General features: G+C 68.4%; 21 protein-coding genes. 10 read left to right on the forward strand and 11 right to left on the reverse strand.

Annotated features, from left to right (window positions below):
• Positions 1-89 precede the first annotated feature (89 nt).
• From J2853_RS11365 to J2853_RS11380, 4 genes are read right to left on the reverse strand one after another with little or no spacing between them, the layout of a single operon-like run.
• On the reverse strand, positions 90-839 hold the full coding sequence (locus J2853_RS11365; protein WP_307557107.1) for a terpene synthase family protein: 750 nt from the start codon (positions 837-839) through the stop codon (positions 90-92).
• 36 nt (positions 840-875) lie between these two features.
• Positions 876-1,148, reverse strand: coding sequence for a hypothetical protein (locus J2853_RS11370; protein WP_307557109.1), 273 nt, complete (start codon positions 1,146-1,148; stop codon positions 876-878).
• A complete protein-coding gene (locus J2853_RS11375; RefSeq protein WP_307568658.1) occupies positions 1,135-2,124 on the reverse strand; it encodes a cytochrome P450 in 990 nt (329 codons plus the stop codon). The genes J2853_RS11370 and J2853_RS11375 overlap by 14 nt, the downstream gene beginning before the upstream one ends.
• Before the next feature lie 21 nt (positions 2,125-2,145).
• A complete protein-coding gene (locus J2853_RS11380; protein WP_307557111.1) occupies positions 2,146-2,508 on the reverse strand; it encodes a cytochrome P450 family protein in 363 nt (120 codons plus the stop codon).
• Positions 2,509-2,870: 362 nt separating this feature from the next.
• Here J2853_RS11380 and J2853_RS11385 point away from each other — a divergent pair, with 362 nt between their 5' ends.
• Complete coding sequence (locus tag J2853_RS11385; protein ID WP_307557113.1) at positions 2,871-3,632, forward strand: sugar phosphate isomerase/epimerase family protein; 762 nt, start codon at positions 2,871-2,873, stop codon at positions 3,630-3,632.
• A 304-nt stretch (positions 3,633-3,936) separates the two neighbouring features.
• Here the strand turns inward: J2853_RS11385 and J2853_RS11390 are convergent, their stop codons facing one another.
• The gene (locus tag J2853_RS11390; RefSeq protein WP_307557115.1) at positions 3,937-5,373 is read right to left on the reverse strand and encodes an MFS transporter; all 1,437 of its coding nucleotides are present in this window, start codon (positions 5,371-5,373) and stop codon (positions 3,937-3,939) included.
• A gap of 121 nt (positions 5,374-5,494) precedes the next feature.
• Positions 5,495-6,385: an SDR family oxidoreductase gene (locus J2853_RS11395; RefSeq protein ID WP_307557117.1), complete on the reverse strand. Its 891-nt coding sequence runs from the start codon at positions 6,383-6,385 to the stop codon at positions 5,495-5,497.
• 62 nt (positions 6,386-6,447) lie between these two features.
• Here J2853_RS11395 and J2853_RS11400 point away from each other — a divergent pair, with 62 nt between their 5' ends.
• From J2853_RS11400 to J2853_RS11430, 7 genes are all read left to right on the forward strand, one after another.
• Positions 6,448-7,431, forward strand: a complete 984-nt coding sequence (locus tag J2853_RS11400) for a helix-turn-helix transcriptional regulator (RefSeq protein WP_307557119.1) — start codon at positions 6,448-6,450, stop codon at positions 7,429-7,431.
• Positions 7,432-7,552: 121 nt separating this feature from the next.
• Positions 7,553-8,041: a VOC family protein gene (locus J2853_RS11405; protein WP_307557121.1), complete on the forward strand. Its 489-nt coding sequence runs from the start codon at positions 7,553-7,555 to the stop codon at positions 8,039-8,041.
• A gap of 822 nt (positions 8,042-8,863) precedes the next feature.
• On the forward strand, positions 8,864-10,537 hold the full coding sequence (locus J2853_RS11410; RefSeq protein WP_307557122.1) for a TROVE domain-containing protein: 1,674 nt from the start codon (positions 8,864-8,866) through the stop codon (positions 10,535-10,537).
• Positions 10,538-11,317: 780 nt separating this feature from the next.
• Complete coding sequence (locus tag J2853_RS11415) at positions 11,318-11,752, forward strand: MarR family winged helix-turn-helix transcriptional regulator (RefSeq protein WP_307557124.1); 435 nt, start codon at positions 11,318-11,320, stop codon at positions 11,750-11,752.
• Positions 11,749-12,093 carry an ester cyclase gene (locus J2853_RS11420; RefSeq protein ID WP_307557126.1) on the forward strand — a complete coding sequence of 115 codons (345 nt, stop codon included), beginning with the start codon at positions 11,749-11,751 and terminating at the stop codon, positions 12,091-12,093. Before J2853_RS11415 ends, J2853_RS11420 begins: the two co-directional genes overlap by 4 nt.
• 260 nt (positions 12,094-12,353) lie before the next feature.
• Positions 12,354-13,178 (forward strand): helix-turn-helix domain-containing protein, encoded by an 825-nt coding sequence (locus tag J2853_RS11425; protein ID WP_307557128.1) that lies wholly within the window; start codon positions 12,354-12,356, stop codon positions 13,176-13,178.
• A 67-nt stretch (positions 13,179-13,245) separates the two neighbouring features.
• On the forward strand, positions 13,246-13,638 hold the full coding sequence (locus tag J2853_RS11430; protein WP_307557129.1) for a VOC family protein: 393 nt from the start codon (positions 13,246-13,248) through the stop codon (positions 13,636-13,638).
• Positions 13,639-13,817: 179 nt separating this feature from the next.
• Here the strand turns inward: J2853_RS11430 and katG are convergent, their stop codons facing one another.
• Both katG and J2853_RS11440 read right to left on the reverse strand, forming a co-directional pair.
• Complete coding sequence (gene katG, locus J2853_RS11435; protein WP_307557131.1) at positions 13,818-16,088, reverse strand: catalase/peroxidase HPI; 2,271 nt, start codon at positions 16,086-16,088, stop codon at positions 13,818-13,820.
• 15 nt (positions 16,089-16,103) lie between these two features.
• Positions 16,104-16,535, reverse strand: a complete 432-nt coding sequence (locus tag J2853_RS11440; protein ID WP_307557133.1) for a Fur family transcriptional regulator — start codon at positions 16,533-16,535, stop codon at positions 16,104-16,106.
• Between the two features lie 1,593 nt (positions 16,536-18,128).
• Here J2853_RS11440 and J2853_RS47805 point away from each other — a divergent pair.
• Complete coding sequence (locus tag J2853_RS47805) at positions 18,129-18,311, forward strand: DUF4158 domain-containing protein (protein WP_370879224.1); 183 nt, start codon at positions 18,129-18,131, stop codon at positions 18,309-18,311.
• 271 nt (positions 18,312-18,582) lie between these two features.
• Here J2853_RS47805 and J2853_RS11445 read toward each other — a convergent pair whose 3' ends face one another.
• Positions 18,583-19,458 (reverse strand): YdeI/OmpD-associated family protein, encoded by an 876-nt coding sequence (locus tag J2853_RS11445; protein WP_307557135.1) that lies wholly within the window; start codon positions 19,456-19,458, stop codon positions 18,583-18,585.
• A gap of 230 nt (positions 19,459-19,688) precedes the next feature.
• On the opposite strand from J2853_RS11445, the gene J2853_RS11450 reads away from it, so the two are divergent.
• A complete protein-coding gene (locus tag J2853_RS11450) occupies positions 19,689-20,249 on the forward strand; it encodes a dihydrofolate reductase family protein (protein ID WP_307557137.1) in 561 nt (186 codons plus the stop codon).
• Positions 20,250-20,530: 281 nt separating this feature from the next.
• Here the strand turns inward: J2853_RS11450 and J2853_RS11455 are convergent, their stop codons facing one another.
• Both J2853_RS11455 and J2853_RS11460 read right to left on the reverse strand, forming a co-directional pair.
• Positions 20,531-21,607, reverse strand: coding sequence for an RNA polymerase subunit sigma-70 (locus J2853_RS11455; RefSeq protein WP_307557139.1), 1,077 nt, complete (start codon positions 21,605-21,607; stop codon positions 20,531-20,533).
• A gap of 444 nt (positions 21,608-22,051) precedes the next feature.
• Complete coding sequence (locus tag J2853_RS11460; protein ID WP_307557141.1) at positions 22,052-23,284, reverse strand: MFS transporter; 1,233 nt, start codon at positions 23,282-23,284, stop codon at positions 22,052-22,054.
• Positions 23,285-23,451 lie beyond the last annotated feature (167 nt).

Consider the following 23,451-nt stretch of genomic DNA (forward strand, 5'->3'; position numbering starts at 1 on the left):
CTCGCCGGTGAGACGCTCGGGTCGTCCGGGGCGGCGGGGTTCGGGTGGTGCCGAAGACCGCGGGCGCGCCGTCCCGGCCGTCCGGACGGCTATCCCGGCTGGAGGGCTTCGGCGAGGCTCAGGAGCTGGTTCGGGTGCTCCTGCTGAGTCAGCCGGACGGTCGTCTCGTAGCGGTCGGTGTCGAGCAGCTGCCATTTGACGCCCTCGTACAGCCAGTCCTCCAGGATCTGGATGTACACCTCGACGTCCGGCCTTCCGGCGATCTCGTGGTCGCACAGGCCGTCGCCGGAGCGGAACTGGGACTGGAGGTCGGTGAATTCTCCGGCCACCCGCTGGAAGTCCTTCGCCGCACGCTCGACGTTCGTCTGCAGATCGCCGCCGTACTCCTCTTGCAGCGACAGGACGAGGTTGTCCCGGATGCCGCGCAAGAGGTCCGCCTTCAGGCCGATGATGTCGTTGGCATAGGCGATGGCGATCGTGCTCGCCCTGCTGATCCGCCTCAGGAACGGATGCCGGATCAGCTCGCGCGGCAGTTCGATGCCGTACGCGAATTCCGACATGGTGAAGACGGCCTGCGCCGCCGTGGCGAGCGGTCGCAGCTCGCTGGCCTTGCCGAAGGGATTCACGCGGCCGCTGCGAACCAGCTCGGCCTCTTCCACGGCGGTCCGGAGATAGACGCCGAGTTCCTCGCGGAGCCGGTGCCGCCAGTCGAGCGAGGTGTCCTGCTGGATCCGCGTCCAGAGCTCCCGCATGCTGCGGGCCGCGGCGAGGTCCAGGCGCCGGCACTCCCGCTCGGATTCGGCGAACCAGGTGAGGACGATGTCGGTCACGCCGGCCACGTCTTCGCGGAGGAGGAACCTCCCCAGCTGCTCGGCCTAGTCATCGTAGATGAAGAACCACGTCTGGAGTTTGCCGTAGGTTTCGCGGCGATCTTTCGAGACGGCACCCGGAACCACGTAGGCGCACATCGTCCCGATGTTCTGTGAGGCGTAGTAGCGGTCGGCCGTTTCGGTCGTCAGGAGTCCCGTCCCGCGGGCGAACGCGGCCACCACTCCGTCGAGGTCCGATCCCCAGGACGCCTTCCGGTCACCGGGAATCAGCTGTAACTCCGGGAGGTCGAACAGCCTCGTCGGGTCAATGACCGGCATCGGGATTCCAGCCTTTCGTAGCATCATTGCGCGGGCCCTCGGCTCGGACTTCGGCACGCATGCGCAGATTCCGCGGATACAGGGCGGCGCTCTTCGCCGGCGTCACCGGCGGTCCGGCGACGTGACGCAGAGTCCACCGGGAGGCGATGGTGGCCAGGGCCAGCGTGGCTTCGGTGACAGCGAAGGTGTCGCCTATGCATTTGCGGCTTCCGCCGCCGAAAGGAACCAGGGTGTGGCGTCCCGGCTGGACCCGGTCGGGCAGCCACCGGTCGGGGTCGAACCGGTCGGGCGCGTCGAAGAGGTCCGCACGACGGTGGAGGAGGTACGGGCTGTAGATGACGGTCGTGTTCTCGGGGATCCGGTGGCCGCCGAGCAGGGCGTCGGCGGTGGTGGTCCGGGTGAAGATCCAGCCCGGCGGATACAGCCGCAGGGTCTCGGTGACGATACGGCCGGTCAGCTTCAGGTGCGGCAGGTCGGTGTGGGTGGCCGGCCTGCCGTCCAGGACGGCGTCGACCTCGCCGTGCAGGGCGCGCTCGACCTCCGGATGCCCGGCGACCAGGTGCAACGCCCACGCGAGGGCCGAGGCGGTGGTCTCGGTGCCGGCCAGGATGAACATCATCGTGTTATCGGTGATCTCCGTGTCGGACAGGTCCCGGCCCGCCGTCTCGGAGCCGTCGTCGCGTGCGGCCAGGAGGGCCGACAGGAGGTCGCCGTGATCGGTGCCGTCGGCGCGGCGATCGGCGAGCACGGCGTGGATGTTCCGGTGCATCCGTGCGACGGCCTGCCTGTAGCGGCGGTTACCCCGGGTCGGCAGCCGGTTGAGCGATCGCGGTGTCAGCATCCGCCGGTACGCGCTGTCGAAGATCGTGACGATGTCCTCGTGCAGCCGGTCATGACCGGCCTGAGCCGGCAGGGAACTGGAGAACATGGTCGCCAGGAGGATCTTGGAGGTGATCCCCATCATCTCGGCGTAGATGTCAAGGACCCTTCCGGGCCGCTATGACCGGGTGGCGTCGGTGATGTGCTCGATCATGATGCCGGCGTAGCCCGGCATGCGTGCCTGGTGGAACGCGGGCTGTGCCAGGCGCCGCTGACGCCGGTGCAGGCTGTGCGGACAGGTGCCCAGGCTGTCGCCGACGAACTCCCGGGCCTTCTCGATGAGCACCCCGCCCTTGTCGAAGGTCCGGTCCTCCATCAGGAGCCGATGGTTCAGTTCCGGATCGCACACCACGACCGCCTTGGTCGGGCCGACGCGCACCTCGACCAGGTCCCCGCGGCCGGGCAGCGACGACAGGAACGCCAGCGGATCGCGGATCAGCGGAAGCAGATGGCCGAGGAGCGGCAGGCGTCCGGGAGCCACCGGCACAGCGGCTGGTTCTGACGTGCTGTGCAATGCCCGATATCCCTTCACGTCCCCTGGCCGCTTCGGAGCGCCCGTCCACAAGCATCCGCCAAGCCACCCGCCCTGATCAAGACATTGGCCCTTGCAGGCCGTCTCGAACAGCGCCCATGCGTGCGTCTTCGGGCCGGCGGGGCCGGGCCGGCGCCGTTCAGGACGGCTGCGAGCTTCCAGCCGAGGTTGTAGGCGTCGCCGGCTCCGCCGAACTCGGGGTGATTCACCCGTGCCCCGGCTGGGCTCGGAAGTCTATGATGAGCTTTTCGGTAAGCGCTTTCCGGCATGGTTGGTCCATCGAAGCGGCTCAGCGGAGGAAAGGCATCTTGATGAGGTTGGCGTTCAGCACACTCGGCATGCCGGGGCAAGTCCTGGACGAGGCCGTCGCGACGGCCGTGGAGTACGGGTGTGCCGGGCTTGAACTCCGTCTTCACCCCGACACAGGAGTACACGCCGGGCTCTCCGCTCAGCGGCGAACGGCGATCCGCGCGACCGTCGGCGGACTGGAGATCGCGGCTCTCGCCGGGTACGTCCGGATCGCCGCGGCCGGTCCGGACGAGCCCGTCGTGCGGGCGCTGGGGGAGGACCTGCGGCTCGCGGCCGACCTGGGCGCTCCCACCGTGCGGGTGTTCCCCGGCGGGGAGGACGTCGAGGCGGGGGCGCGGCGGTTGCGCGCGGTGGCGGGCCTGTGCGCGGAGTCCGGGGTCCGGGTGCTGGTGGAGACCCATGACGCGATGCCGACCGGTGCGGCGGTCGGGCGGCTGCTGGACGCGGCGGGTGTGCCCGAGGCGGCGGGTGCGCTGTGGGACGTGCTGCACCCGTGGCGTCACGGCGAGGAGCCCGCCCAGACCCTGGAGACGCTCGGTGAGCACCTGGCGTACGTGCAGGTCAAGGACGCGGTCTCGGCCGTCGACACGACTCCGGTGCCGATGGGGGAGGGCGGGGTTCCCCTCGACGAGTGCGGCGATCTGCTGCGCGGCTTCGGGGGATGGGTCTCCCTGGAGTGGGAGCGCACCTGGTATCCGCGGGTGGCGCCGGTGGAGGAGATCCTTCCCGGAGCCCGAGAGTGGGTCACCCGCTTCTCGTCGTGACCTCCGTCGAGGTGAGCACCTGGGCACGCACGACGAGGTACGGTCGCCAGGAGTCTCGCGCGGCCAGTGAGCCTTTCCGCGCGACAGTGTGATTGCCGACCGCTGTTGAGCAGTGTGGTTGTGGCCGACGGTACGGTGGCGGGTGACTCAGATCCTCTGCGGTCTTATCTGGTCATATGACATCTGTATCTGTCGAGCTGAGCGTGTTGGCGTAGCGATGCTCGTCCTGAACGGCGGACGTTGCAGGGGATTGTCGGCTTCGCGGACAGCACAGGGCTGACACCGCGGCGGTCGCCCACCGTGGTCAGTGCGGGAGTTCCGCGTCTCGGTGGGCCTGTTTCGGCAGGAGGAATCCGGCCAGGAAGGTCAGCGCGATCATCCCGGCGACGATCCAGAAGGTGTTGCGGGCGGCGGCGGTGGGGTCGGTGTCCAGCGTGCTGAAGAACACGGTGCCGAGTACGGCCGTTCCGAGCGCGCCACCGACCTGTTGAAGGGCGGTGAGGGTGCCGGAGGCCGAGCCGGTCTCGTGCGGGTCGACGCCGGCGAGCACGATGTCGAAGTAGGGCCCCATGATCAGTCCGGCCCCCATGCCGGTGACGAGCAGGGCGGGGGCGAGCTGCCAGAAGCCTGCCTCCGAGCCCAGCAGCGGCAGGAGGATCAGAACGCCGGCCGTCATGGTCACGGCTCCGGCGTGCAGGACCTTGCGGCCGTGACGCATGACCGCCTGGACCACGCCCATGCCGACGATCATTCCGATGGACAGCGGGATGCCCGCCACCGCGGCCCGCAACGGGGAGAAGCCGAGGCCGAGCTGGAGGTAGAGGTTGAAGACCAGGCCGAACCCGGAGAAGGCGGCGAAATAGATCGTTCCGGTGGCCATGCCGCCGAGGAAGGCCCGCTTGCGGAACAGGCTCGCCAGGATCAGCGGGTCGCCGCCCGCGCGGCTCCTGTGCACCTCGTACCTGCCGAACAGGACGAACACCGCGGCGGAGCCGGCCATCATCGCGAACGTCCAGGCGGGCCAGCCGTACTCACGGCCTTGAACCAGCGGGAAGACGAGCAGCAGCGAACCGGTGGAGGCGAGGACCGCGCCGGGCAGGTCAAGCCGGACCCCCCGGGTCGGGCGGGTGGCGGGCAGGAACTTGATCGCGGCGAGTATGGCGATCAGGCCGATCGGCAGGTTGATCAGAAAGATCATGCGCCAGCCGGTGCCGAAGAAATCGGCGTCGACCAGCCACCCCGCCAGGGTCGGGCCTCCCACCGCCGACAGCCCCATGATCGGGCCCATCGCGCCGAAGGCCGCCTGCAGCTCTCTGGGCGGGAACATCTCCTTCATCATGCCGAAGCCCTGGGGGATCATGGCCGCACCGAACAAACCCTGCAGTACGCGGGCGGCGATCACCGTCTCCGGGCCGCCTGCGACGGCGCACAGCAGGGAACCGGCCACGAAACCACTCGCGCCGATGAGGAACATGCGCTTGCGGCCGACGATGTCGCCCAGCCTGCCGCCGACGAGCAGGCCGGCGGTCATGGCCAGGGTGTAGGCCACGCCCAGCCATTGGATGAGGGAGGTGCCGCCGCCGAGGTCGGCTCGGATGGTCGGGCCGGCGATGCTGGTGACGGTGGCGTCCAGCAGTTCCATCACCGAGCCGGTGAGAATCACCATCAGGGCGGGCCAGCGCCACCTGTAGGGGGCGGCAGGGGCGGGCGGCGTCGCGAGGGATGTCAGGTTGTCGGTCATCAGGTCTCCACGTTGCGGGACGAATCGACCGGACCGGGCCGTTGAGGCAGCGGCCGGCGCGGGGCAGGGAAGCGGGTGTCTCGTTCGGGGCGGAACGGGACACCCGTGTGAGAGGCGGCGGTCAGCGGAAGTCCGCGAGGTGGTCGCGGGCCCATTCGGCGTAGTCGCGCGGGGCGCGCCCGGTGACCTGTTCCACGTCCGGCCAGACGCGCATCAGCGCGGACCAGTCCTGGTCGGCGTAGCCGTCGGCGCCGGACGCCGCGCCGCCGTCGTACTCGACGAAGCCGAGCATGAGGTCGGCGGTCTCCGCGGAGAATCCGCCCTGGGCCTTCATCAGCTCCCGGGCGCGCTCGCGGGTGACCTCCTCGTAGCGGACCTGTTCTCCGAGCGCTTGGCCGATGGCCCGGACCTGCTCGCGGACGGTGACCAGTGCGGGCCCGGTCAGGGTGTAGGCCTTGCCGTGGTGGCCGTCGTGCAACAGGGCGGCCACGGCGACGGCGGCGATGTCGGCCTCGTGGATCAGATTCATCGGCTCGTCCGCGAACGGGTAGCGCACCACGCGCTCGGCCCGGATGGACGGCGCCCAGATCTGCGACATGTTCGCCATGAATCCGCAGGGCCGTACGTGGGTCCATTCCAGCCCGGATTCCTCGACCGCTCGCTCCACCGGGTTGGTGTGCAGGCCGGCGGTCACCGAGGCCGCCGACAGCACCACGACGCGCCGTACTCCGGCTTGCGCGGCCAGCGTGACGATCTCCCGAGCGGTCTGCTCCACCGAGAACAGGTACATCCGCTCCACGCCCCTCAGCGCGTCCGCCACGCTCTGCGGCGCGGTGAGATCGCCCTCGACGACCTCTACCTGCGGCGGCAGCCCGGCCGCCACCGGGTTCCTGGTCAGCGCCCGCACACTTACGCCTGCCCCCACGAGCCGGTCCACCACGTGACGGCCGACGACCCCCGTCGCCCCGGTCACCAAGATCTTCATGTGCGTTCCCTCCGTCGTGTCGTTCACGGAGGCAAAGCTAGGATTTATTCAGGTCACTATCTGGCCGGAGTGCCGAGGATTCTGGATTCATGGCGAACACGAGCGCGCGCATGCTGCGTCTGCTGTCCCTGCTGCAGAGTCACCGCTACTGGCCCGGAGTGGAGCTCGCCGAGCGGCTGGAGGTGAGCGAGCGCACCCTGCGCCGCGACATCGAGCGCCTGCGCGAGCTGGGATACCCGGTCGACGCCAGCCGCGGCGTCGCCGGCGGCTACCAACTCCAATCCGGTACGGCCATGCCCCCTCTGCTGCTCGACGACGACGAGGCCGTCGCCATCGCGGTCGGCCTGCGCACCGGCGCCGGCGGCACCGTCGAGGGCATCGAGGAGACCTCGCTGCGCGCCCTGGCCAAGGTCGTCCAGGTGATGCCGCCACGCCTGCGCCGCCGCGTCGACGCCGTGTCGGCCTACACCGTCGCCCCCGCGGCGCCCGGCCCCCGGGTCGGCGCGACCACCCTCACCGTGATCGCCCAGGCCTGCCGCGACGACGAACGGCTCACCTTCACCTATGCCACCCCCTCAGGGGAGCCGGCCACCCGGCTGGTGGAACCGCACCGGCTGGTCTCGCTCAAGCGTCGCTGGTACCTGGCCGCCTGGGACCTCGATCGCGCCGACTGGCGCGTCTTCCGCCTCGACCGCCTCACCGGCCCGGCCACCGTCGGAGCTCGTTTCCGCCGGCGGGAGTTGCCCGCGGCCGACGCCGCCGCGTTCGTCCAGGACCGGTTCGACGTCCGTCCCACCCGCTACGACATCGTGGTCCACCTCCACGCCCCGCCCGGTGACGTCGAGCAGGTCGTCGCCGTCACCGGAGGAAGGGCCGAGCCCGTCGACGAGCACTCCTGCCGACTGCACATGAGCGTCGACGCCTTCGACTGGCCGATCATGATCCTCGCGGCGGTGGGCGCCGAGTTCGACGTCGTCCAGCCCGCCGAGTTCCGCGACCACATCCACGCCATGGGCGAGCTCTTTCTGCGGGCCGGCGGATCACGTCAGGCCGCGCCTCAGCGGCGCCGGTGACGGTCGTACGGCGGGCCGCGTCGTCCTCACAGCCCGAGGACGCCGTCTACTCAGGCCAGATTCTGACCTGTAGTCCCGTTAGCGTCGATCACGTTCCCACCCAACGCCAGGAGGCAGCCAGATGACCGTCAAAGCAGTTCCCGACGGCTATGCGACCGTGACGCCGTGGCTCATCTCCACCGACACCGCCAAGCTCATGGAGTATGTGAAGGAGGCATTCGACGCCGAGGAGATCGTCCGCCTCGTCGGTGACGACGGCGGCATCGGTCACGCGGAGGTCCGCATCGGCGACTCGATGGTCATGATGTTCGACGCGAAGCCGGACTGGCCGCCGACCCCCGGCTTCCTGCGTCTTTACGTCCAGGACGCCGACACCGTTCATCGGCGGGCGGTCGCGGCCGGCGGCACCTCGGTCACCGAAGTCACCCACCTGCTCTTCGGTGACCGCGTCGGGCGCGTGCGTGACCCGCTGGGCAACCTCTGGTGGATCCAAACCCGCATCGAGGATGTGACCCCGGAGCAGATGCAGCAACGCTTCGGCGACCCGACCTTCGTCAAGGCGATGGAGTACGTCACGGGAGCCGAGTTCTTCCCCAACGCCGGCACCTGAGCACGGCCGATAGATCGGTGGCGCTCGACGCAACGCCACCGATCACAGGCATGGACCCTCACGTGGTGCGGTCGTGGCCGACGTGCGGGAGAAGGATGCGATCACATTTGGCTTGCCTACCCGAGGTGGGCGGAAATGCAGGTGCGGCGTATCAATCCGACATGTAGGGTTACACCCAGTTCATCGGGCCTGGAGTTGATGCGGGTCGAAGGGCTTCGGTTATCTTGCGATGATTCGCCGGTTTCCGCTCCCATATCCGTGCCTTCTCCAGGCCCCGGTGAACTGGTCAGGTCTGGTGTTGGCGAGGGTCGAAGCTTGTCGGTTATGCCTCTTGAGCCGGGTGCCGCTGGTTCGAGTCCAGCCACGAACTTCGGTTCGTGTAGCTCAGTTGGCAGAGCACCGTTAAGCCGGTGGGCGTCCCCATATCCGTGTCAACTCCTGGCCTGATCGTTCGTCAGTCCTGTCGGTGGTACGGGTCGAATCTCGATCGGTTATCGACTACCGATTCTGGTGCGAGTAGGCCGGGTTCGAATCCCGGCGGGCCGCTCACACATATGGCCCGTGGTGTAGTTGGCAGCACGCTAAAAAGGCCGGTCGGAACCCCCACATCCGTACCACCGACAGGGCTGACGAACAGGGGAGCGGGTCGAAGAACATCGGTTGTCGGAACAATTTGTCGCGGGTTCACGTCCCGCCACCGCAGCCTCGGCCACGGTGTGGCTCAGCGCGGTAGAGCGATTGTCAAAACCCCGGCGTCCATCAACGCATCCGCTCCCCTTTCGCATATCCGCCCACGGGCGGGTCGAACAAGGGATAGACCTCATGGCACGTGATCCCCTCGCGGCGATCTCCACGATCGCGACCCCGCAGCACCAGCGCATCCCCGGCCGCACAGACCAGGTCCTCAACAACGCCGGCGGCTACGTGTTCGCCAAGGACACGTGGACGAAGCTGGAGGACTTCCTCATACTCGGCACCACGGGCGGCACCTACTACGTGGGCGAGGACAAGCTCACTGAGCAGAACGCCGCTGTCCTGTTCGCCGCGATCAGCGAGGACGGGCCCCGGGTCGTCAACCTGATCGTTGCCGTCTCCACGGCTCGGCCGCCGCGCGCTCCGAAGCCTCGCCCGGCCGTATTCGCTCTCGCCGCCGCGTTCGCCCGCGGTGACCTGGCGACCCGGCAGGCGGTAAAGGGTGCGCTTCCGCTGGTCGTGCGGACCACGGACCACCTGGCGATGTTCGTCGGCTACCTGAAGAACCTCGGCGGCAAGGCGTCCCACAGCGGGTCCAGCCTGGTCGTCGGCCGATCGCTGCGGGCGGCTCTCGCCTCCTGGTTCCTGCGGGACGAGCCCGACAACGTGGCGTTTCGGGCGTGTAAGGCGATGCAGCGAAAGACTCCGAACGGGGAGGCGTTCTCCCTTCGGGACGCGCTGCGCATCGCCCACCCGAAGGCCGACACCGCCCAGCGCCGGATCCTGTTCGGGTGGATCGCAGGGAACGTCTCCGACGACGTCGCCCGGGACGAACTGCCTGCGGTCGACCGGTTCCTCACCGCCAAGGCCGTCACCACGCCGGCCGAAGCCGTGCGGGTCATCACCGAGGCGAAGGTGCCGTGGGAGTTCCTGCCTGACGCGATGCTGCGCGAGCCCGCTGTGTGGGAGGCGCTGGTCGACACGGTTGGCATGACCGCGCTCATCCGCAACCTGGCCCGCATGACGAGGATCGGCGCGCTCAAGCCCATGGGTGACGCCACCGCCCGAGCCGTCGCCCGCCTCACCAACGGCGACGCACTGCTCAGGGCGCGCATCCACCCGATGGACGCCTGGCTGGCCATGCGCGTCTACGCGTCCGGTCGCACCCAGCGGGACCCGCGCGCCGCCGTCCAGGAGTGGAAGCCCGTACCGGCCATCCTGGACGCGCTGGAGGAGACGTACGAGCTGTCCTTCGGCGCGGTCGAACCGTCCGGCAAGCGGCTCCTGGTCGCGGTGGACTCTTCGGGATCGATGGACGGCGGCTGGTACGGAGGTCAGGTCACCGCGGGCGGGTCGACGCTCGGTTCCCCGTACGAGGTGGGCTGCGCCATGGCCGTCATGCTCGCCCGCATCGAGAAGGGCAACGTCCACGTCGTCGACGTCGACACGTCCATCCGCGCATCCAAGGTGACCCCGCGCACGAACCTGCGGGAGATCGCCTCCTGGGAGCCCTCGGGAGGCGGCACGAACCTGGCGCTGCCGTTCGACTGGGCACGGCAGGAACAGCTCAACGTCGACGGCATCGTGGTCTTCACCGACAACGAGACCTGGGCCGGCCGCTCCCACCCCGCCCAGTCGCTCACCGCCTACCGCAAAGCGGTCAACCCCGGCGCTCGCGTCGTCGTCGCGACGATGACCGCGGCCGGCCACTCGATCGGTGACCCGAACGACCCCGGCGTGCTGAACCTGGTGGGCGTGGACGCGTCGCTGCCGATGGTCGTCAACGGCTTCATCCGAAGCTGATCCAAAGAATTCAGGTCCCGCATGCAGGTCAGATTGGAGAAGCCGCTGACCTGCATGCAATCCTAGATCGCACCGACAGGTACGCCCTCTGGAGAGAAGTCTCCGAGGGCCCTTTTTTGTGCGCCCGGGGGTGACCATGCCTCCCGAGATTCACCCGGATATCGACCCGTCCGAAATGGTTACCCCGTCGCAGGCTGCGGAGCGCTTGGGCGTCCCTGCGGGCACGATGCGGTCGTGGATCCCTCGTAGCGGCGTCAAGCCGTCAGGGAAGATCGGCCGGTACGACGTGTACGACCACCGGGATCCGGCTCGGCTTGAGTGCCGGATGCGGTACCGGCCCGATGAGGCCGAAGCAGCGTATACGCCCTTGGATTCCCGTAGACGTGCCCCCTTGAGTGGGTGCCGCTCCGCCGGCCTCTCCCCGTGGCAGGCGTTGAGCCCGTGAGGTGGGACCATCCCCGCTTGCGCCTGCGGGGATGGTCCCGCGACCGCCGGGTCCGTGACGTTGGACGTCGAGTCGGCCCCGCGCCTGCGGGATGGTCCCCGGTGATCGCGTAGGTGGAAACGAGAGCCGAGTGCCGAGCGGATTGAGGGCCGGTTGGTGATCGACGGATCGGAGACATCAACGAATTCGGGAGCCGGTTCGGTCGTCATAGGGGTCTGGAAGGTCACTGCGGGTGGGCAGACCTCAAGATCAGCGACTGTAGCTTTTGAGCTCACCTTGGAACCTCCGAAGACCATACTCTTGATGACATCAAGAGTTGGCGATATAAAGAGATGGTGCATGAAGAGACATCCGAGGACACGTTCTTCCGCGAGCTCGGCGGCGTATGCGCCGATCTGCGGCAGGCGTTCGCCCGGCACGTGGGCATGAGCCCGCACCGTGTACAGGTGCTCATCCGGCTGCGGCGTAACGGCGAGACCAGCCACAGCGATCTGCGCCAGGCGCTGGGCATCGACGGTGCGAGCGTCACCCGACTGGTCAAGGAGTTCGAGGCCGAAGGACTTGTCAGGCGTCGTCTCGACCCGACCGACAACCGCTACACCCTGGCCGCGTTGACCCCCGCCGGCGAGCGGGTGGCGGCAGACCTGGAGCGATCGCACCAGGCGTACCAGGAGCGGTTGCTCGCCGGCGCCACCGCGCAACAGCAGGAGATCGTGCTGGACGTCCTACGGCGCGTCCGCGCGAACGTGACCGAACAGGAGAGCCGATGACAGACGAAGTACGGGCCGTCGCGCGGCGCATGTACGCGGCGTTCAACGCCCACGAGTACACCGCCACGGAGGAGATCTTCACGACGGACTTCTTCAGCCATCCCCTGAGCGCCACCGGACCCGAAAACGTCACCCGGGCATGGCAGCGGTTCCACGAGGCCTTTCCTGACGCGCAGGTCATCGTCGAGGACATGGTCGTCGAGGGGAACACCGCCGCCGTCCGCACGAGCGTGCGAGGCGTTCCCGGCCGGCAGCCACCGACCATGCTGGAGATCTTCCGGGTGCGCGACGGGCGTATCGCCGAACTGTGGGCACTGTCCTCCCTGCGCCGCGACTCCTGACGTCGGCCCCGAACCACGACCGTGATCTGTCGCGGAGCTGCTCGGGCGGCTGGGACACGTTCGCCTGGCCACGGCCGTCATGCGGCTGTCGTGCCGGTTCATCGTCATGCGGTCCCGGCCGGTGCGCGCCGCCGACCCCGGCGAGGCCGACGACGGGATCCGGGCGAGATCGCCGCGCCGATCCGGACCGGAAAGCCGGCGGTCGGCGCTCACCTCCCGAGCATTCGGCAACTCGCCCGTACTGTGAAGGGGTGACCATCGTGCCTGCTCATCAGAGGTCCGCGGCTCTGGCGCCGTTCGTGGCGACACTGAGCCCCTACGAGCTCGGCCCGGGCTCGGCCGGCGTTCATCGCGGGCTGCCCTCGTCCACGATGTCGATCACGATCCCGGAGACGGACTCGTTGGAGATCGCGTGGCTCGGGCGGCCCGGCTCGCGGAAACGGTTCCGGGCCGTCGTCGCCGGGCTTCACCTGGACGCGGCCGAGTTGAGGCAGGAGGGCGGCACGCGCGGCGTGTGGCTGACACTCAGCCCGCTGGGTGCCGGCGCGCTGCTGGGGATCCCGGCGTCGGCGCTGTCCGGCCACGTCGCCGATCTCGCCGACGTGGCCCCGGCGATGGCGTACCTGCCGGAGCAGCTGGCGGCCTGCCGGTCCTGGCCGCAACGTCGAGCCCTCGTCGAAGGCGCCCTGATCGCCGGACGGGCCCGGCACGAGGAGAACACCGGCGGCCAAGAACTGCGGGCCACGCTGGCGGCACTGTCCGGGAGCACCCGGGTGCAGGAGGCGGCTCGGCTTCTCGGGTGCTCCCGGCGTCACCTGAGCGGTACGGTTCGCACCGTGTTGGGGGTGACGCCGAAGGAGTACCAGCGGCTCCTTCGGTTCGAGGCCGCACGCGGCGGGCTCGTGGCCGCCGCCCGCGCGGGGACGGCCAGCCTGGCGGCGGTGGCCGCGGCGTCGGGATTCGCCGACCAGGCGCACCTCACCCGGGAATGGCGGGCCATGGCCGGGTGCACGCCGACCGAGTGGCTACGCGCCGAAGGCCTGGCCGCGCGGGGTCCATCAGGCCGTGGGGGCGCGTCCAGATGACGGCGGACGCACGGGGCGTTCCCAAATCTTCAAGACCCCTGCCTCCGCCCGGCCCGACGATGGGTTCATGACACTTGATATTCGTCTTTCTCCCCGTCTCATCGTGCCCGACCCGGACCGTGCGTCGGCGTTCTACCAGATCGCCCTTGGCGCTGAGCAGGTGTTCAGCGCCAAGGGCGACGACGGCCGGCCCAGCGTCATTGATCACCGCTTCGGTGGGTCGTCCTTCCGGGTCTCGCCGGCCGCCTCATCGTGGGGATGGCTGTCACCCGATGATCTCGGCGGATCCGCGGTCCTCCTCGAGGTCGAGGTCGACGATCCGGACGCGGTCGGCGAACGCATGATCGCCCACGGCGCTGAGGTGGTCGTGCCGATCGAGAACCGGCCCTACGGCAAGCGCTCGGGCCGCATCCGTGACCCGTTCGGCCACCTGTGGATCATCACGGGCGAGCTGCGCTGAGCCGACTGATCAGCCGTTGACCAAGGCCGGCTCCGGCGTGGCCCAGGCTGAAATCACGGCCGGATGAGGTCGAGCCGGACGGTTGCGCCAAGGTCAGCGATGGTGGTCTTGCCGGGTCCAACAACGGACGAGCCCGGTCGACCGTGGTGGCTCGACCGGGCTCGTCGGGTGGAAACGGATCAGGCGAGGTCGAACCGGTCGAGTTCCATGACCTTGGTCCAGGCTGCGACGAAGTCGGTCACGAACCTGTCGGAGGCGTCCTGGCTGGCGTAGACCTCCGCGAGGGCTCGGAGCTGGGAGTTGGAGCCGAAGACGAGGTCGACCGCGGTGGCGGTCCACTTCACCTCATCGGTGTTCACGTCACGGATTTCGTACACGTGCTCCTCGGACTCCGATGCCTTCCACCGGGTGCCCGGGGAGAGCAGGTTGACGAAGAAGTCGTTGGTGAGCACGCCGGGCCGGTCGGTGAGGACGCCGTGCCGGGTACCGCCGACGTTGGCTCCGAGAGAGCGCAGGCCGCCGACAAGGACGGTCATCTGGGGCGGGGCCAGGTTGAGCATGTAGGCACGGTCGACGAGCAGTACCTCCGGCGGGGTCTTCTCACCGGAGGACAGGTAGTTGCGGAACCCGTCGGCGCGGGGCTCGAGGACCCGGAAGGACTCGACGTCGGTCTGCTCCTGAGTGGCGTCGGTGCGGCCCGGGCGGAACGGTACCGTCACCGTCACGCCGGCCTCGCGTGCCGCCTTCTCGACGGCGGCCGAACCGGCCAGCACGATCAGGTCGGCAAGCGAGATCTTCGCGCCGCCGGCCTCGTTGAACTCACGCTGGATGCCCTCAAGGGTGTCCAGGACCGTCGCGAGCTGCTCGGGCTGGTTGACCTTCCAGCTCCGCTGCGGCTCCAGGCGGAGCCTGGCGCCGTTGGCGCCGCCGCGCTTGTCGGTGGACCGGAAACTCGCGGCGGAGGCCCAGGCGGTGGAGACCAGCTGGGCGGTCGTGAGGCCGGACTCCAGGACCTTGGCCTTCAGGGAGGCGACGTCGTCGTCACCCACCAGTTCGTGCTCGACGGCCGGCACCGGATCCTGCCACAGCTGGGGTTCGGCGACCCACGGTCCGAGGAAGCGGCTGACCGGACCCATGTCGCGGTGCAGCAGCTTGTACCAGGCCTTGGCGAAGGCCAGCGCGAACTCGTCGGGGTGCTCCAGGAAGCGGCGGGAGATCTTCTCGTACGCCGGGTCGACGCGCAGCGACAGGTCGGTCGTGAGCATCGTCGGCTTGTGCTTCCTCGACGGGTCGTGGGCGTCGGGGATGATCGCCTCGGCGTCCTTCGCGACCCACTGCTTCGCGCCGCCGGGGCTCGTGGTGAGCTCCCACTCGTAGCCGAAGAGGATCTCGAAGAAACGGTTGCTCCACTGTGTCGGCACGTCGGTCCACGTCACCTCGAGACCGCTGGTGATCGTGTCTCCGGCCTTGCCGGTGCCGTAGCTGCTCAGCCAGCCCAGCCCCTGCGACTCCAGCGGCGCGCCCTCGGGCTCCGGGCCCACGTGGTCGTCCGCGATCCCGGCGCCGTGGGTCTTGCCGAACGTGTGGCCGCCGGCGATGAGAGCGACGGTCTCCTCGTCGTTCATCGCCATCCGTCCGAAGGTCTCGCGGATGAAATGCGCCGCCGCGACCGGGTCCGCGCTGCCGCGGGGACCCTCCGGGTTGACGTAGATGAGACCCATCTCGGTCGCGCCGACGTCCGGCGTCATCGAATTGTCGGTGACATAGCGCGCGTCGCCGAGCCATGCGTCCTCCGGGCCCCAGAAGATCTCCTCTGGCTCCCAGATGTCCTCGCGGCCGAAGCCGAAGCCGAAGGTCTTGAACCCCATGGACTCCAGGGCGACATTGCCGGCGAGCACGAGCAGGTCGGCCCAGGAGATCTTCTGGCCGTACTTCTGCTTGACCGGCCACAGCAGCCGGCGGGCCTTGTCGAGGTTGGCGTTGTCAGGCCAGCTGTTGAGCGGGGCGAAACGCTGGGAGCCGTCGCCGGCCCCGCCACGACCGTCGTGGATGCGGTAGGTGCCCGCGGCGTGCCAGCTCATCCGGATCATCAGGCCGCCGTAGTGGCCGAAGTCGGCCGGCCACCAGTCCTGCGAGGTGGTGAGCACCTCGATGATGTCCTGCTTGAGGACATCGACGTCGAGTTGCTCGAGGTTCTTGGCGTAGCTGAAGTCCTCTGCCAGCGGGTTGCCCTTGGAGGAGTGCGCGCGCAATATCGAGAGGTCGAGCTGGTTGGGCCACCAGTCCCGGTTCGTGTGCGGACGACCGCCGGTCTTCGGAGTAGGCGCGTCGATGGCCGGGTTCTCGCTCTCGCTGCCATGCGCGGTCACGGAGTCGTGCGCGATCGGACAGCCGCCTGCTTCACTCCCGCTCTTCGTGTCGGTGACGATCGCGTCGTGGTTCTCGGTCATGGAAATCCTTCCGGATTAGCTGGCGGTGGAACAGTTAAGGCATACGCCCCAGTAAATGACCTCGGCCTCGTCGATCACGAAGCCGTGATCGTTGGACGCGGTCAGGCAGGGCGCCTCACCGATCGCACAGTCGACGTCGGCGACGACGCCGCACGATCGGCACACGATGTGGTGGTGATTGTCGCCGACCCGCCCCTCGAACAGGGCCGGACTGCCCGGCGGTTCTATACGGCGGACGAGCCCCGCGGTGGTGAGCGCGTGGAGGCCTTCGTACACGGCTTGGAGGGAGACCTGGCCGATACGGTCACGCACGCCCGAGGTGAGCGCCTCGACACCGAGATGGTCACCGTTTCGGACGGTTTCGAGCAGCGCGACACGGGCCGCCGTCACCCGTAGGCCGGCACCTCGCAGCTCCTCGGCGATGGTCGGGGGCTGGGATGCGGTCATTACTCCAATATACCGCCATAAACATGAATAGTTAAATATAGTGACTTATTCAAGCCTTAGTAGATCCCCCTTTGGCGTCCGAGAACACATGCGTGTACGTGTTCATGATCAGCCCGATCCGGCGGTGACCCGGCGTCTTCATCGCGGCCCGAGGCGCCGGCAGGTGAGCGGGAACGAGGCACAGGCATGGCGCGGGTTGTGAAGCCTCGGCGAGTCGAGCCCCGCTCCATTCCGGGGAGCACCGATTCCGGGTGATCGGCCGGGTGACAACAACCTCGGACGGGACGGGGGACGTTCGTGGACCGTAAGGCCAGATCAGAGCCGGTATGCGCCGACCGCCTGGATCGCCTTACGGGCAGGTACCGGTCTCTTGCCGAAGCTAGTCGGCCTGGATTGCCGTACGAGACGATCTGCGCGTCGATGCCGTGCTCGTCCATGTCCCGTAGCCGGCCGTCGCCGAGGTCACTGCCGAGCCGTACGGCCTCGCCCATCTCGACCACGCTCGGCACTTCGCCGACCGGCTACGCCAGACCTCGGCCGCCCCCGTCGTCTACGCCGAGCTGCGTGGCGGCAATCACGCCTTCGACCTGTACCACTCGGTCCGCTTCGAGGCGGTCGTCGACGCCGTCGAGGCATTCACCGCCCGAGTGAGATCACAGAAGAGGACACCCCAGCCCTAGCGATCCCAACCTGCCCGCAGGCCACCGGCACAGACCGGTCCTGCCGGCGCGAGTCCAGGGCGCTGGGCGCGAGCCCGGGTGTGGTCACGGCGGCCAGGTAATCAAAGCCACAAACCGTGACCCTACGGACACGCCAAGCCGCCACCGATCAGTACGACCAAACCGAGATCAACGATCACTAGAGGACTCTGCTGACCTGCGATTCGGTTCTCAGCGTTGCTACCCGTCGGTAGAGCCCCCGGCCCCCGACCAGCCCCGGCCGGGTGGGCCTCACCGTCGGAACCGGTCTGCGCCGAACCCCTCAAGCAACGCAACCTCGCCCGGTACCTGTTTCCGCACCCCGCCGGTCGCGTCCAGCGTGACCAGCCGCGCCCACGTCGTCTGCTGCGCCGTCCGATCGCGAGTGCGCCCGGCTGTGGGGGAGGGCTTTACGGTGCTGATTTCTGCGGGCGCCGGAGGAGCATGCCAGGCCCGTCCACCGTGCTTGTCCTTTGGCGGGTATGGCTGATGACCGGGGCAGGAGAGCGGAAGGTGATCTGGCGATGGGGGAGTCGTCGGCGAGGGTGCGCGTGGCTGGGTTGGCGTCATCTGCGATCCGCAGGCTCTTGTTGTGGAGCGGAGGTACGCCAGCGGGTTTCCTGTGGGTGTGGTTGAACGAAGTCCACTTATTAATCTACATTGTAAAGGCGTCCGGACACATCGGCTGAATCGTTCAAGAAAATTCTGGTGATCTCCCGCGTCAGTGTCGGGCGTTCTGATCACCACCGTTACGGTTCGTACCGTTCGCCTGGTACGTCGTGGAGGTGGTCGGTGTCGACGCGGTTGTTCTCCGAGGATCAGCTGGAGCAGCTGCGGTCGTTCCCCGACATCGGCCGGGATGATCTGATCCGGTTCTTCACGCTGACACCGGCTGATGTCGCGTTTGTCGACCCGGGGGCATGGGCGGGGCGCAACGGACCGCTTGGGGCTTGCTGTTCAGCTGTGTACGTTGCCGTGGCTTGGGCTCGTCCCGGATGAGGTGAGCTCGGCGCCGCCGGTGGCGGTGGCCCGGCTGGCCGAGCGGCTGGGGTCGCGGGCCAAGATCCAAGACCGATGAGGCGCTGGTCGAGCGGGCGAAGAAGGGTGAGACCCGCCGGCTGCTGATGGACGTGATCCTTCCGGTGCTGGCCGACCCGTCGATTCCCGACGAACAGGTCGGTGGCCTGCTGCGGGAGAGGCGGCTGGCGCCCCTTGCTCCCGGCCGAACGCCGAGCCTGCGCCCATGACGGGTTCTTGGGGGCTGGATAAGGTTCCGGGTCCGGCCGAACGCCGAGCCGCCATGTGCGTGGGCTTGGAGGAGCGAGGCGGGGAGAGGAGTGGGCCCGCATTCAACTGCCGAGGGCGCGCTTTTGCGGGTGGATCGCCTCGCCGCGGGCGAGCATGTCAACGAACTGGGTGATACGGCGGGCTCGGGTCTCGGCGCGTTTGGCGTTCGCGATCCGATAGAGAACGGCGTAGCGGTTTTGGGAGGTGAGGATGTCGAACATCGCTTGTGCCTGGGGTTTCGCGGCCAATGCGGCGGCCAGGTCGGCTGGTACCTCGATGCCGGCTTGTCCCGCGTAGGCCGTGTCCCAGCGGCCGTCGGCCTTGGCGCGTTCGACCTCGGTCATTCCGGCCGGATGCATCCGGCCCTCGCTGATCAGACGGGTGACGATGGAAACGTTCCGCGCTGACCAGGGACTTTGCCTTCCGCGAGGGGTGAAGCGCCGGCAGAGGGTGATGTCATCCCGCCGTCGTAGCCGACCATCGATCCAGCCGTGGCACAGGGCTTCGTCGAGCGCCTGGTCATAGGTCAGACTGGTGGGCCGGGTCGTGTTCTGCTTGGCGAGGACCAGCCACACCCCTGCCGAGCTGTCGTGGTGCCTGCTGAGCCACTCCCGCCAGGCTCGGGCATCGGTAACGGTCAGTTCCAGTGGTTCGTCGCTCATCGTCATGTGCCCCTGATGATCATCGAAGGGATGGTTGGCGGCGGTCACCCGAAGGTGGGATCCCAGGACGGGGCCTGCCGGACGTGGCGCTGGATCGGTCAGCGGTGGAGCCGGCCGATCCAGCGCCACGTCGCCACCGCGGCCTCTGGACGGATGACGCCCGCCCGCCTTCACCAGGTCTTGCCGGCCTGCTCCCGGATCGTGTGGTTGATCCGGTTGAAGAAGTTGGTGATTGCGATGTTCAGGATGATCGCGTGCGCCCATCCGGCCCGTCATCTACCGCACCTTGGCGGAGGTCATCGTCGTCGGAATGGACTTTTCGGATGGGTGCGCCTGCCCGTACGAGGGTGAAGTCGAGATCCGGTGGGTAGTGCTCAAGCCCAGCCGAGTACGCCGTGCCGAGTCCGGAACGCGAGGACTACCTGCGGACGCAGATCGCGCACCGATTAGGTTTCCGCGCCGTGCCCGTCTGTACGTGTGAGATCGACTCACGAGAGGCTGACACGATGCGGAAACTGATCTTCGGCATGAACCTGAGCCTGGACGGCTACATCGCCGCGCCCGGCGACGACCTCGGCTGGAGCGTACCGAGCGACGAGCTGTTCCAGTGGTGGTCCGACCGGGTGGGGGCGACCGGCCTGACGCTGTACGGGCGCAAACTGTGGGAGGCGATGAGCTCCCACTGGCCGACCGCCGACCAGCAGCCCGGCGCCACACCGGCGGAGATCGAGTACGCCCGCCGCTGGCGGGACATGCCGAAGGTGGTGTTCTCCTCGACGACCAGCACGGTCGACTGGAACACCCGCCTGGTCACCGGCGACGCGGTCGCCGAGATCACCCGGCTCAAGGCCGAAGACGGCGGCCCCATGGACATCGTCGGCGCCACACTTGCCGCAGCGGCCATGCGGGCCGGGCTGATCGACGAGTACGTGCTGGTCGCCCACCCGGTCCTGGTGGGCGGCGGCACGCCGTTCTTCACGGCCCTGGACAGCTGGGTGAACCTGAACCTGGTGGAGACGCGGACGTTTCCCAACGGCGTGGTGCTGACCCGATACGAGACGAAGTGATGAGCACGGGCCAGATGCTCGGCTCGTGAGGCCAGGTCCTGGGCTCGTGAGGCCGGGTCGAAATCCTTCCTGGCGTGCTCACCGTGACCCTCGGCTATGAGGGAACCTTCCCCGGGCCCTTCCTCGCGTTCCGAGTGAGCTGTTGACCGACGTGCTGGAGATGAGGGCGACGGCGTCGTTGATCGTGACGATGTTCTTCGGGCATGAAGACGCCCCGCCGGCAACGCCGGCGGGGCGGTGGTGTTCGCGTTGCCGCGTTGGTGTTCAGCTGGTCGGGGTGCTCATTCCGCGGTGACTTCGGTGACGGCGGCCCGTGCGCTGGACTCGTCGACGATGGGGCCTTTGTCTGATGACAGTGTCGGGGGCAGGCCCAGCCATGGTTTGTCGGTGGCGTCGAATCCGGTGAGCTCGGCGATCTTCCCGTCGACGATGTGCAGGACCGCGATGTTGAATAGCCGGTACTCCGGGTCGTCGGGGGTGCGGAGGTACAGCACGGCGGCAGGCATGCGGTTGACCGTCGTGGTGATACAGCGCCAGTCGTCGTGGCCGCGCTGGAAGAGCCCACCGGAGACCCAGCCGTCCACCGCGTCCTTGGCCGTGATGACCGAGGTGCCCGGCTCGGGCAGCATCGCGAAGCGCAGGTCGTCGCGCAGCAGGGACATCAGCCCGTCCAGGTCGTTGCGCTCATGGGCGTCGATATACGACTTCACCACGCCGCGCTCGTCATTCGACAGCTCGTGGGTGGCGGGGCTCCGCCAGTCGAGGCGGCGGTCGGGCAGCTGCTCGCGCATCGTCACACGGGCTCGCTGCAGTGCGCTGGTCACCGATGCGACGGTCAGCTCGAGGGCGTCGGCGGCCTTCGACGCCGGCCAGCCGAGGACGTCGCGCAGGATGAACACCGCCCGCTGCCGCGGCGGCAGGTGCTGGACGGCGACGATGAACGCCAGCTCGATCGTCTCCCGTGCCACCACCGATTCCTGCGGGTCCTCGGGGAGCATCCGGTCGGGGTAGGGCTGCAGGTACAGCACCTCGGAGCCGGGGTCCGGCAGCTCGGACGGTACGGGTGTGCGGTCGTTGCGCTTCTCCAGGAAGTCGAGGCAGGCGTTCGTCGCGATTCGGTACAGCCAGGTCCGCAGGGCCGCGTGGCCCTTGAACGACTCCCGCTTGTTCCACGCTCGCAGGAACGTCTCCTGCGTCATGTCCTGGGCATCCTCGTAGTTCGCGAGCATCCGGTAGCAGTGCACCTGCAGCTCACGCCGGTGGCGCTCCGTGATGAGTGCGAACCGCGCCGTGTCGCCTGAGCGGGCCGCCGCGAGGAACGTGGCCTCGTCGGCGCCCGGCGGTCTGGTGTCGGTCATGGTCATCAATCCTTCCACCGGTGCGAGGGCTAACAGAACTGACGATGTGGCGGAGGATTTCTGATCGGTGAAGCCGCTGACACCGGGCCGTTCGCCAGGCCGGATGGGTCGGGGTCGATCCAGGGGACGTGCTCAGGGTCGGGCACACCCTCGATGTCGAGGTGGGGCCGGCACGGCTAAGCGTTGTTTCTCGGCGCCTGCTACTTAGGGGCCGCATCGGCGCGCCTCCGACCGCGATGCCAAACCAGACGCCGCCTTGGCGAGGTCAGTCACCCGCGCGGCCTCGCCGAGGTCGGACAGGACGCCTAACCGACGGTTCAGACCGGCGGTGGCGCGCCGCGTTTCGGCGGCTAGTCGAGGGCCAAGCATCTGGCGGGCGGCGCCAAGGAGCTGTGCCTCGACGACATCGACTCGGTCAGGCGCGACGTCGAGGCCCCCGACGACCTACGCGCGGCTGTCCTTCTTGGCGTCGGCGTCCACACGGCCGTCGTCGTCCGTGATTTTGAGCTTTCGTATGGCGGGAGCCAGCACGTAGGGTAGGTGGGCCGCCGCGGTGCCGAGGCAGGCGATCCACAGGAGCTGGTGAACGGTGATGGCCTCGCCCAGCAGCCCGCCGACGAGACCGCCGAGCGGCAGCGAACCCCACATGAGGAAGCGGAGGCTGGCGTTCATCCTGCCGCGCAGGGCTTCTGGGCAGATCGCCTGGCGGTAACTGCCCTGGGCGATGTCGTTCATGACCGCGACCAGGAAGACGAGCGCCAGGCCGATCGGGTACAGGGCGAGCCGCCAGCCGGGTCCGGTGAAGGCGACGAGCCCGTAGAGCGGCAGCATGAGGACGGCTGTGCCGAACATCGTGGGGCCGTGACCGAAGCGGGCGATCACGCGTGACGCGAGGAGCGCGCCGAGCAGGCCGCCCGCCCCCGCGCCCGAGATCATCAGGCCGTAGACCGCCGCGCTCACGCCCAGCTCGTTGATCAGGTACAACGGCTGGACGATGCCCCAGATGCCGGTGACGAACATGTTCATGGCGCCGACGAGGCCGATCAGGCGCAGGATGGGGTGGCCGAGCACGTAGCGCAGGCCCTCCATCAGGCTCACGCGCCCCCCGGAGGGGGTCTCCTTGGCCTTGACGGTCGCCAGCAGGGCGGCGGAGACCATGTAGCTGACCGCGTCGACCACGATGGCGATGGGCGCCGTGAGCACCTGCACGAGCCAGCCGCCGAGCCCGGGGCCGAAGAGCATGGAGAGGCTGCGCACGGACTCCAGGGTTCCCATGCTCTTGGGCAGCTGCTCCTTGGTCACGATGGAGGGCAGAAAGCTCATGTGGGCGACGTCGAAGAAGGCCGTGCCGATGCTGACGATCACGGCGACCGCGTAGAGCTGCGCCAGCGTGAGCGCGTCGAACAGCGCGGCGATCGGGATGGAGGCCAGGGACACCGCGCGCAGCACGTCGGCCGTCACCAGGATGGGCTTCCTGCGCAACCGGTCCACCCACACGCCGGCGGGCAACCCGAAGAGGAGGAAGCCGATCATCTGGGCCGCGCCGAGCAGGCCGATCTCTAACGGGCCCGCGCCGAGCACCAGCAGCGCGACCAGCGGGAGGGCCACGCGCGTGACCTGGGTGCCGGACTGGCTGAAGCCGTCGGCGATGACGTAACGAAGGAAAACGGGGGGCATTCGATCTACCCTAGGGGTGGGTTGGCGCTCTGCGATATTTCAGCGAGCGGCATCAGCGGGGTGGGGGCTCTGACGCTTTCTCTGTGGAGCAATCACTCGCTGTTGCGCAGGCTCCTTGTGGCTTGACGTACGTGATCTCGTAGCTATCCGCACATGAGTGCGGTCGT

The sequence above is a fragment of the Streptosporangium lutulentum genome (genome assembly GCF_030811455.1).
Taxonomy (GTDB): domain Bacteria; phylum Actinomycetota; class Actinomycetes; order Streptosporangiales; family Streptosporangiaceae; genus Streptosporangium; species Streptosporangium lutulentum.

Bases quoted from the DNA above. Each gene is read 5' to 3' on its own strand.
- J2853_RS11370 (WP_307557109.1), bottom strand. From the start codon at position 1,148: ATGCCGGTCATTGACCCGACGAGGCTGTTCGACCTCCCGGAGTTACAG.
- J2853_RS11385 (WP_307557113.1), top strand. From the start codon at position 2,871: ATGAGGTTGGCGTTCAGCACACTCGGCATGCCGGGGCAAGTCCTGGAC.
- J2853_RS11390 (WP_307557115.1), bottom strand. From the start codon at position 5,373: ATGACCGACAACCTGACATCCCTCGCGACGCCGCCCGCCCCTGCCGCC.
- J2853_RS11400 (WP_307557119.1), top strand. From the start codon at position 6,448: ATGGCGAACACGAGCGCGCGCATGCTGCGTCTGCTGTCCCTGCTGCAG.
- J2853_RS11405 (WP_307557121.1), top strand. From the start codon at position 7,553: ATGACCGTCAAAGCAGTTCCCGACGGCTATGCGACCGTGACGCCGTGG.
- J2853_RS11410 (WP_307557122.1), top strand. From the start codon at position 8,864: ATGGCACGTGATCCCCTCGCGGCGATCTCCACGATCGCGACCCCGCAG.
- J2853_RS11420 (WP_307557126.1), top strand. From the start codon at position 11,749: ATGACAGACGAAGTACGGGCCGTCGCGCGGCGCATGTACGCGGCGTTC.
- J2853_RS11430 (WP_307557129.1), top strand. From the start codon at position 13,246: ATGACACTTGATATTCGTCTTTCTCCCCGTCTCATCGTGCCCGACCCG.
- katG (WP_307557131.1), bottom strand. From the start codon at position 16,088: ATGACCGAGAACCACGACGCGATCGTCACCGACACGAAGAGCGGGAGT.
- J2853_RS11440 (WP_307557133.1), bottom strand. From the start codon at position 16,535: ATGACCGCATCCCAGCCCCCGACCATCGCCGAGGAGCTGCGAGGTGCC.
- J2853_RS47805 (WP_370879224.1), top strand. From the start codon at position 18,129: ATGTCGCGTTTGTCGACCCGGGGGCATGGGCGGGGCGCAACGGACCGC.
- J2853_RS11445 (WP_307557135.1), bottom strand. From the start codon at position 19,458: ATGACGGGCCGGATGGGCGCACGCGATCATCCTGAACATCGCAATCAC.
- J2853_RS11450 (WP_307557137.1), top strand. From the start codon at position 19,689: ATGCGGAAACTGATCTTCGGCATGAACCTGAGCCTGGACGGCTACATC.
- J2853_RS11455 (WP_307557139.1), bottom strand. From the start codon at position 21,607: ATGACCGACACCAGACCGCCGGGCGCCGACGAGGCCACGTTCCTCGCG.
- J2853_RS11460 (WP_307557141.1), bottom strand. From the start codon at position 23,284: ATGCCCCCCGTTTTCCTTCGTTACGTCATCGCCGACGGCTTCAGCCAG.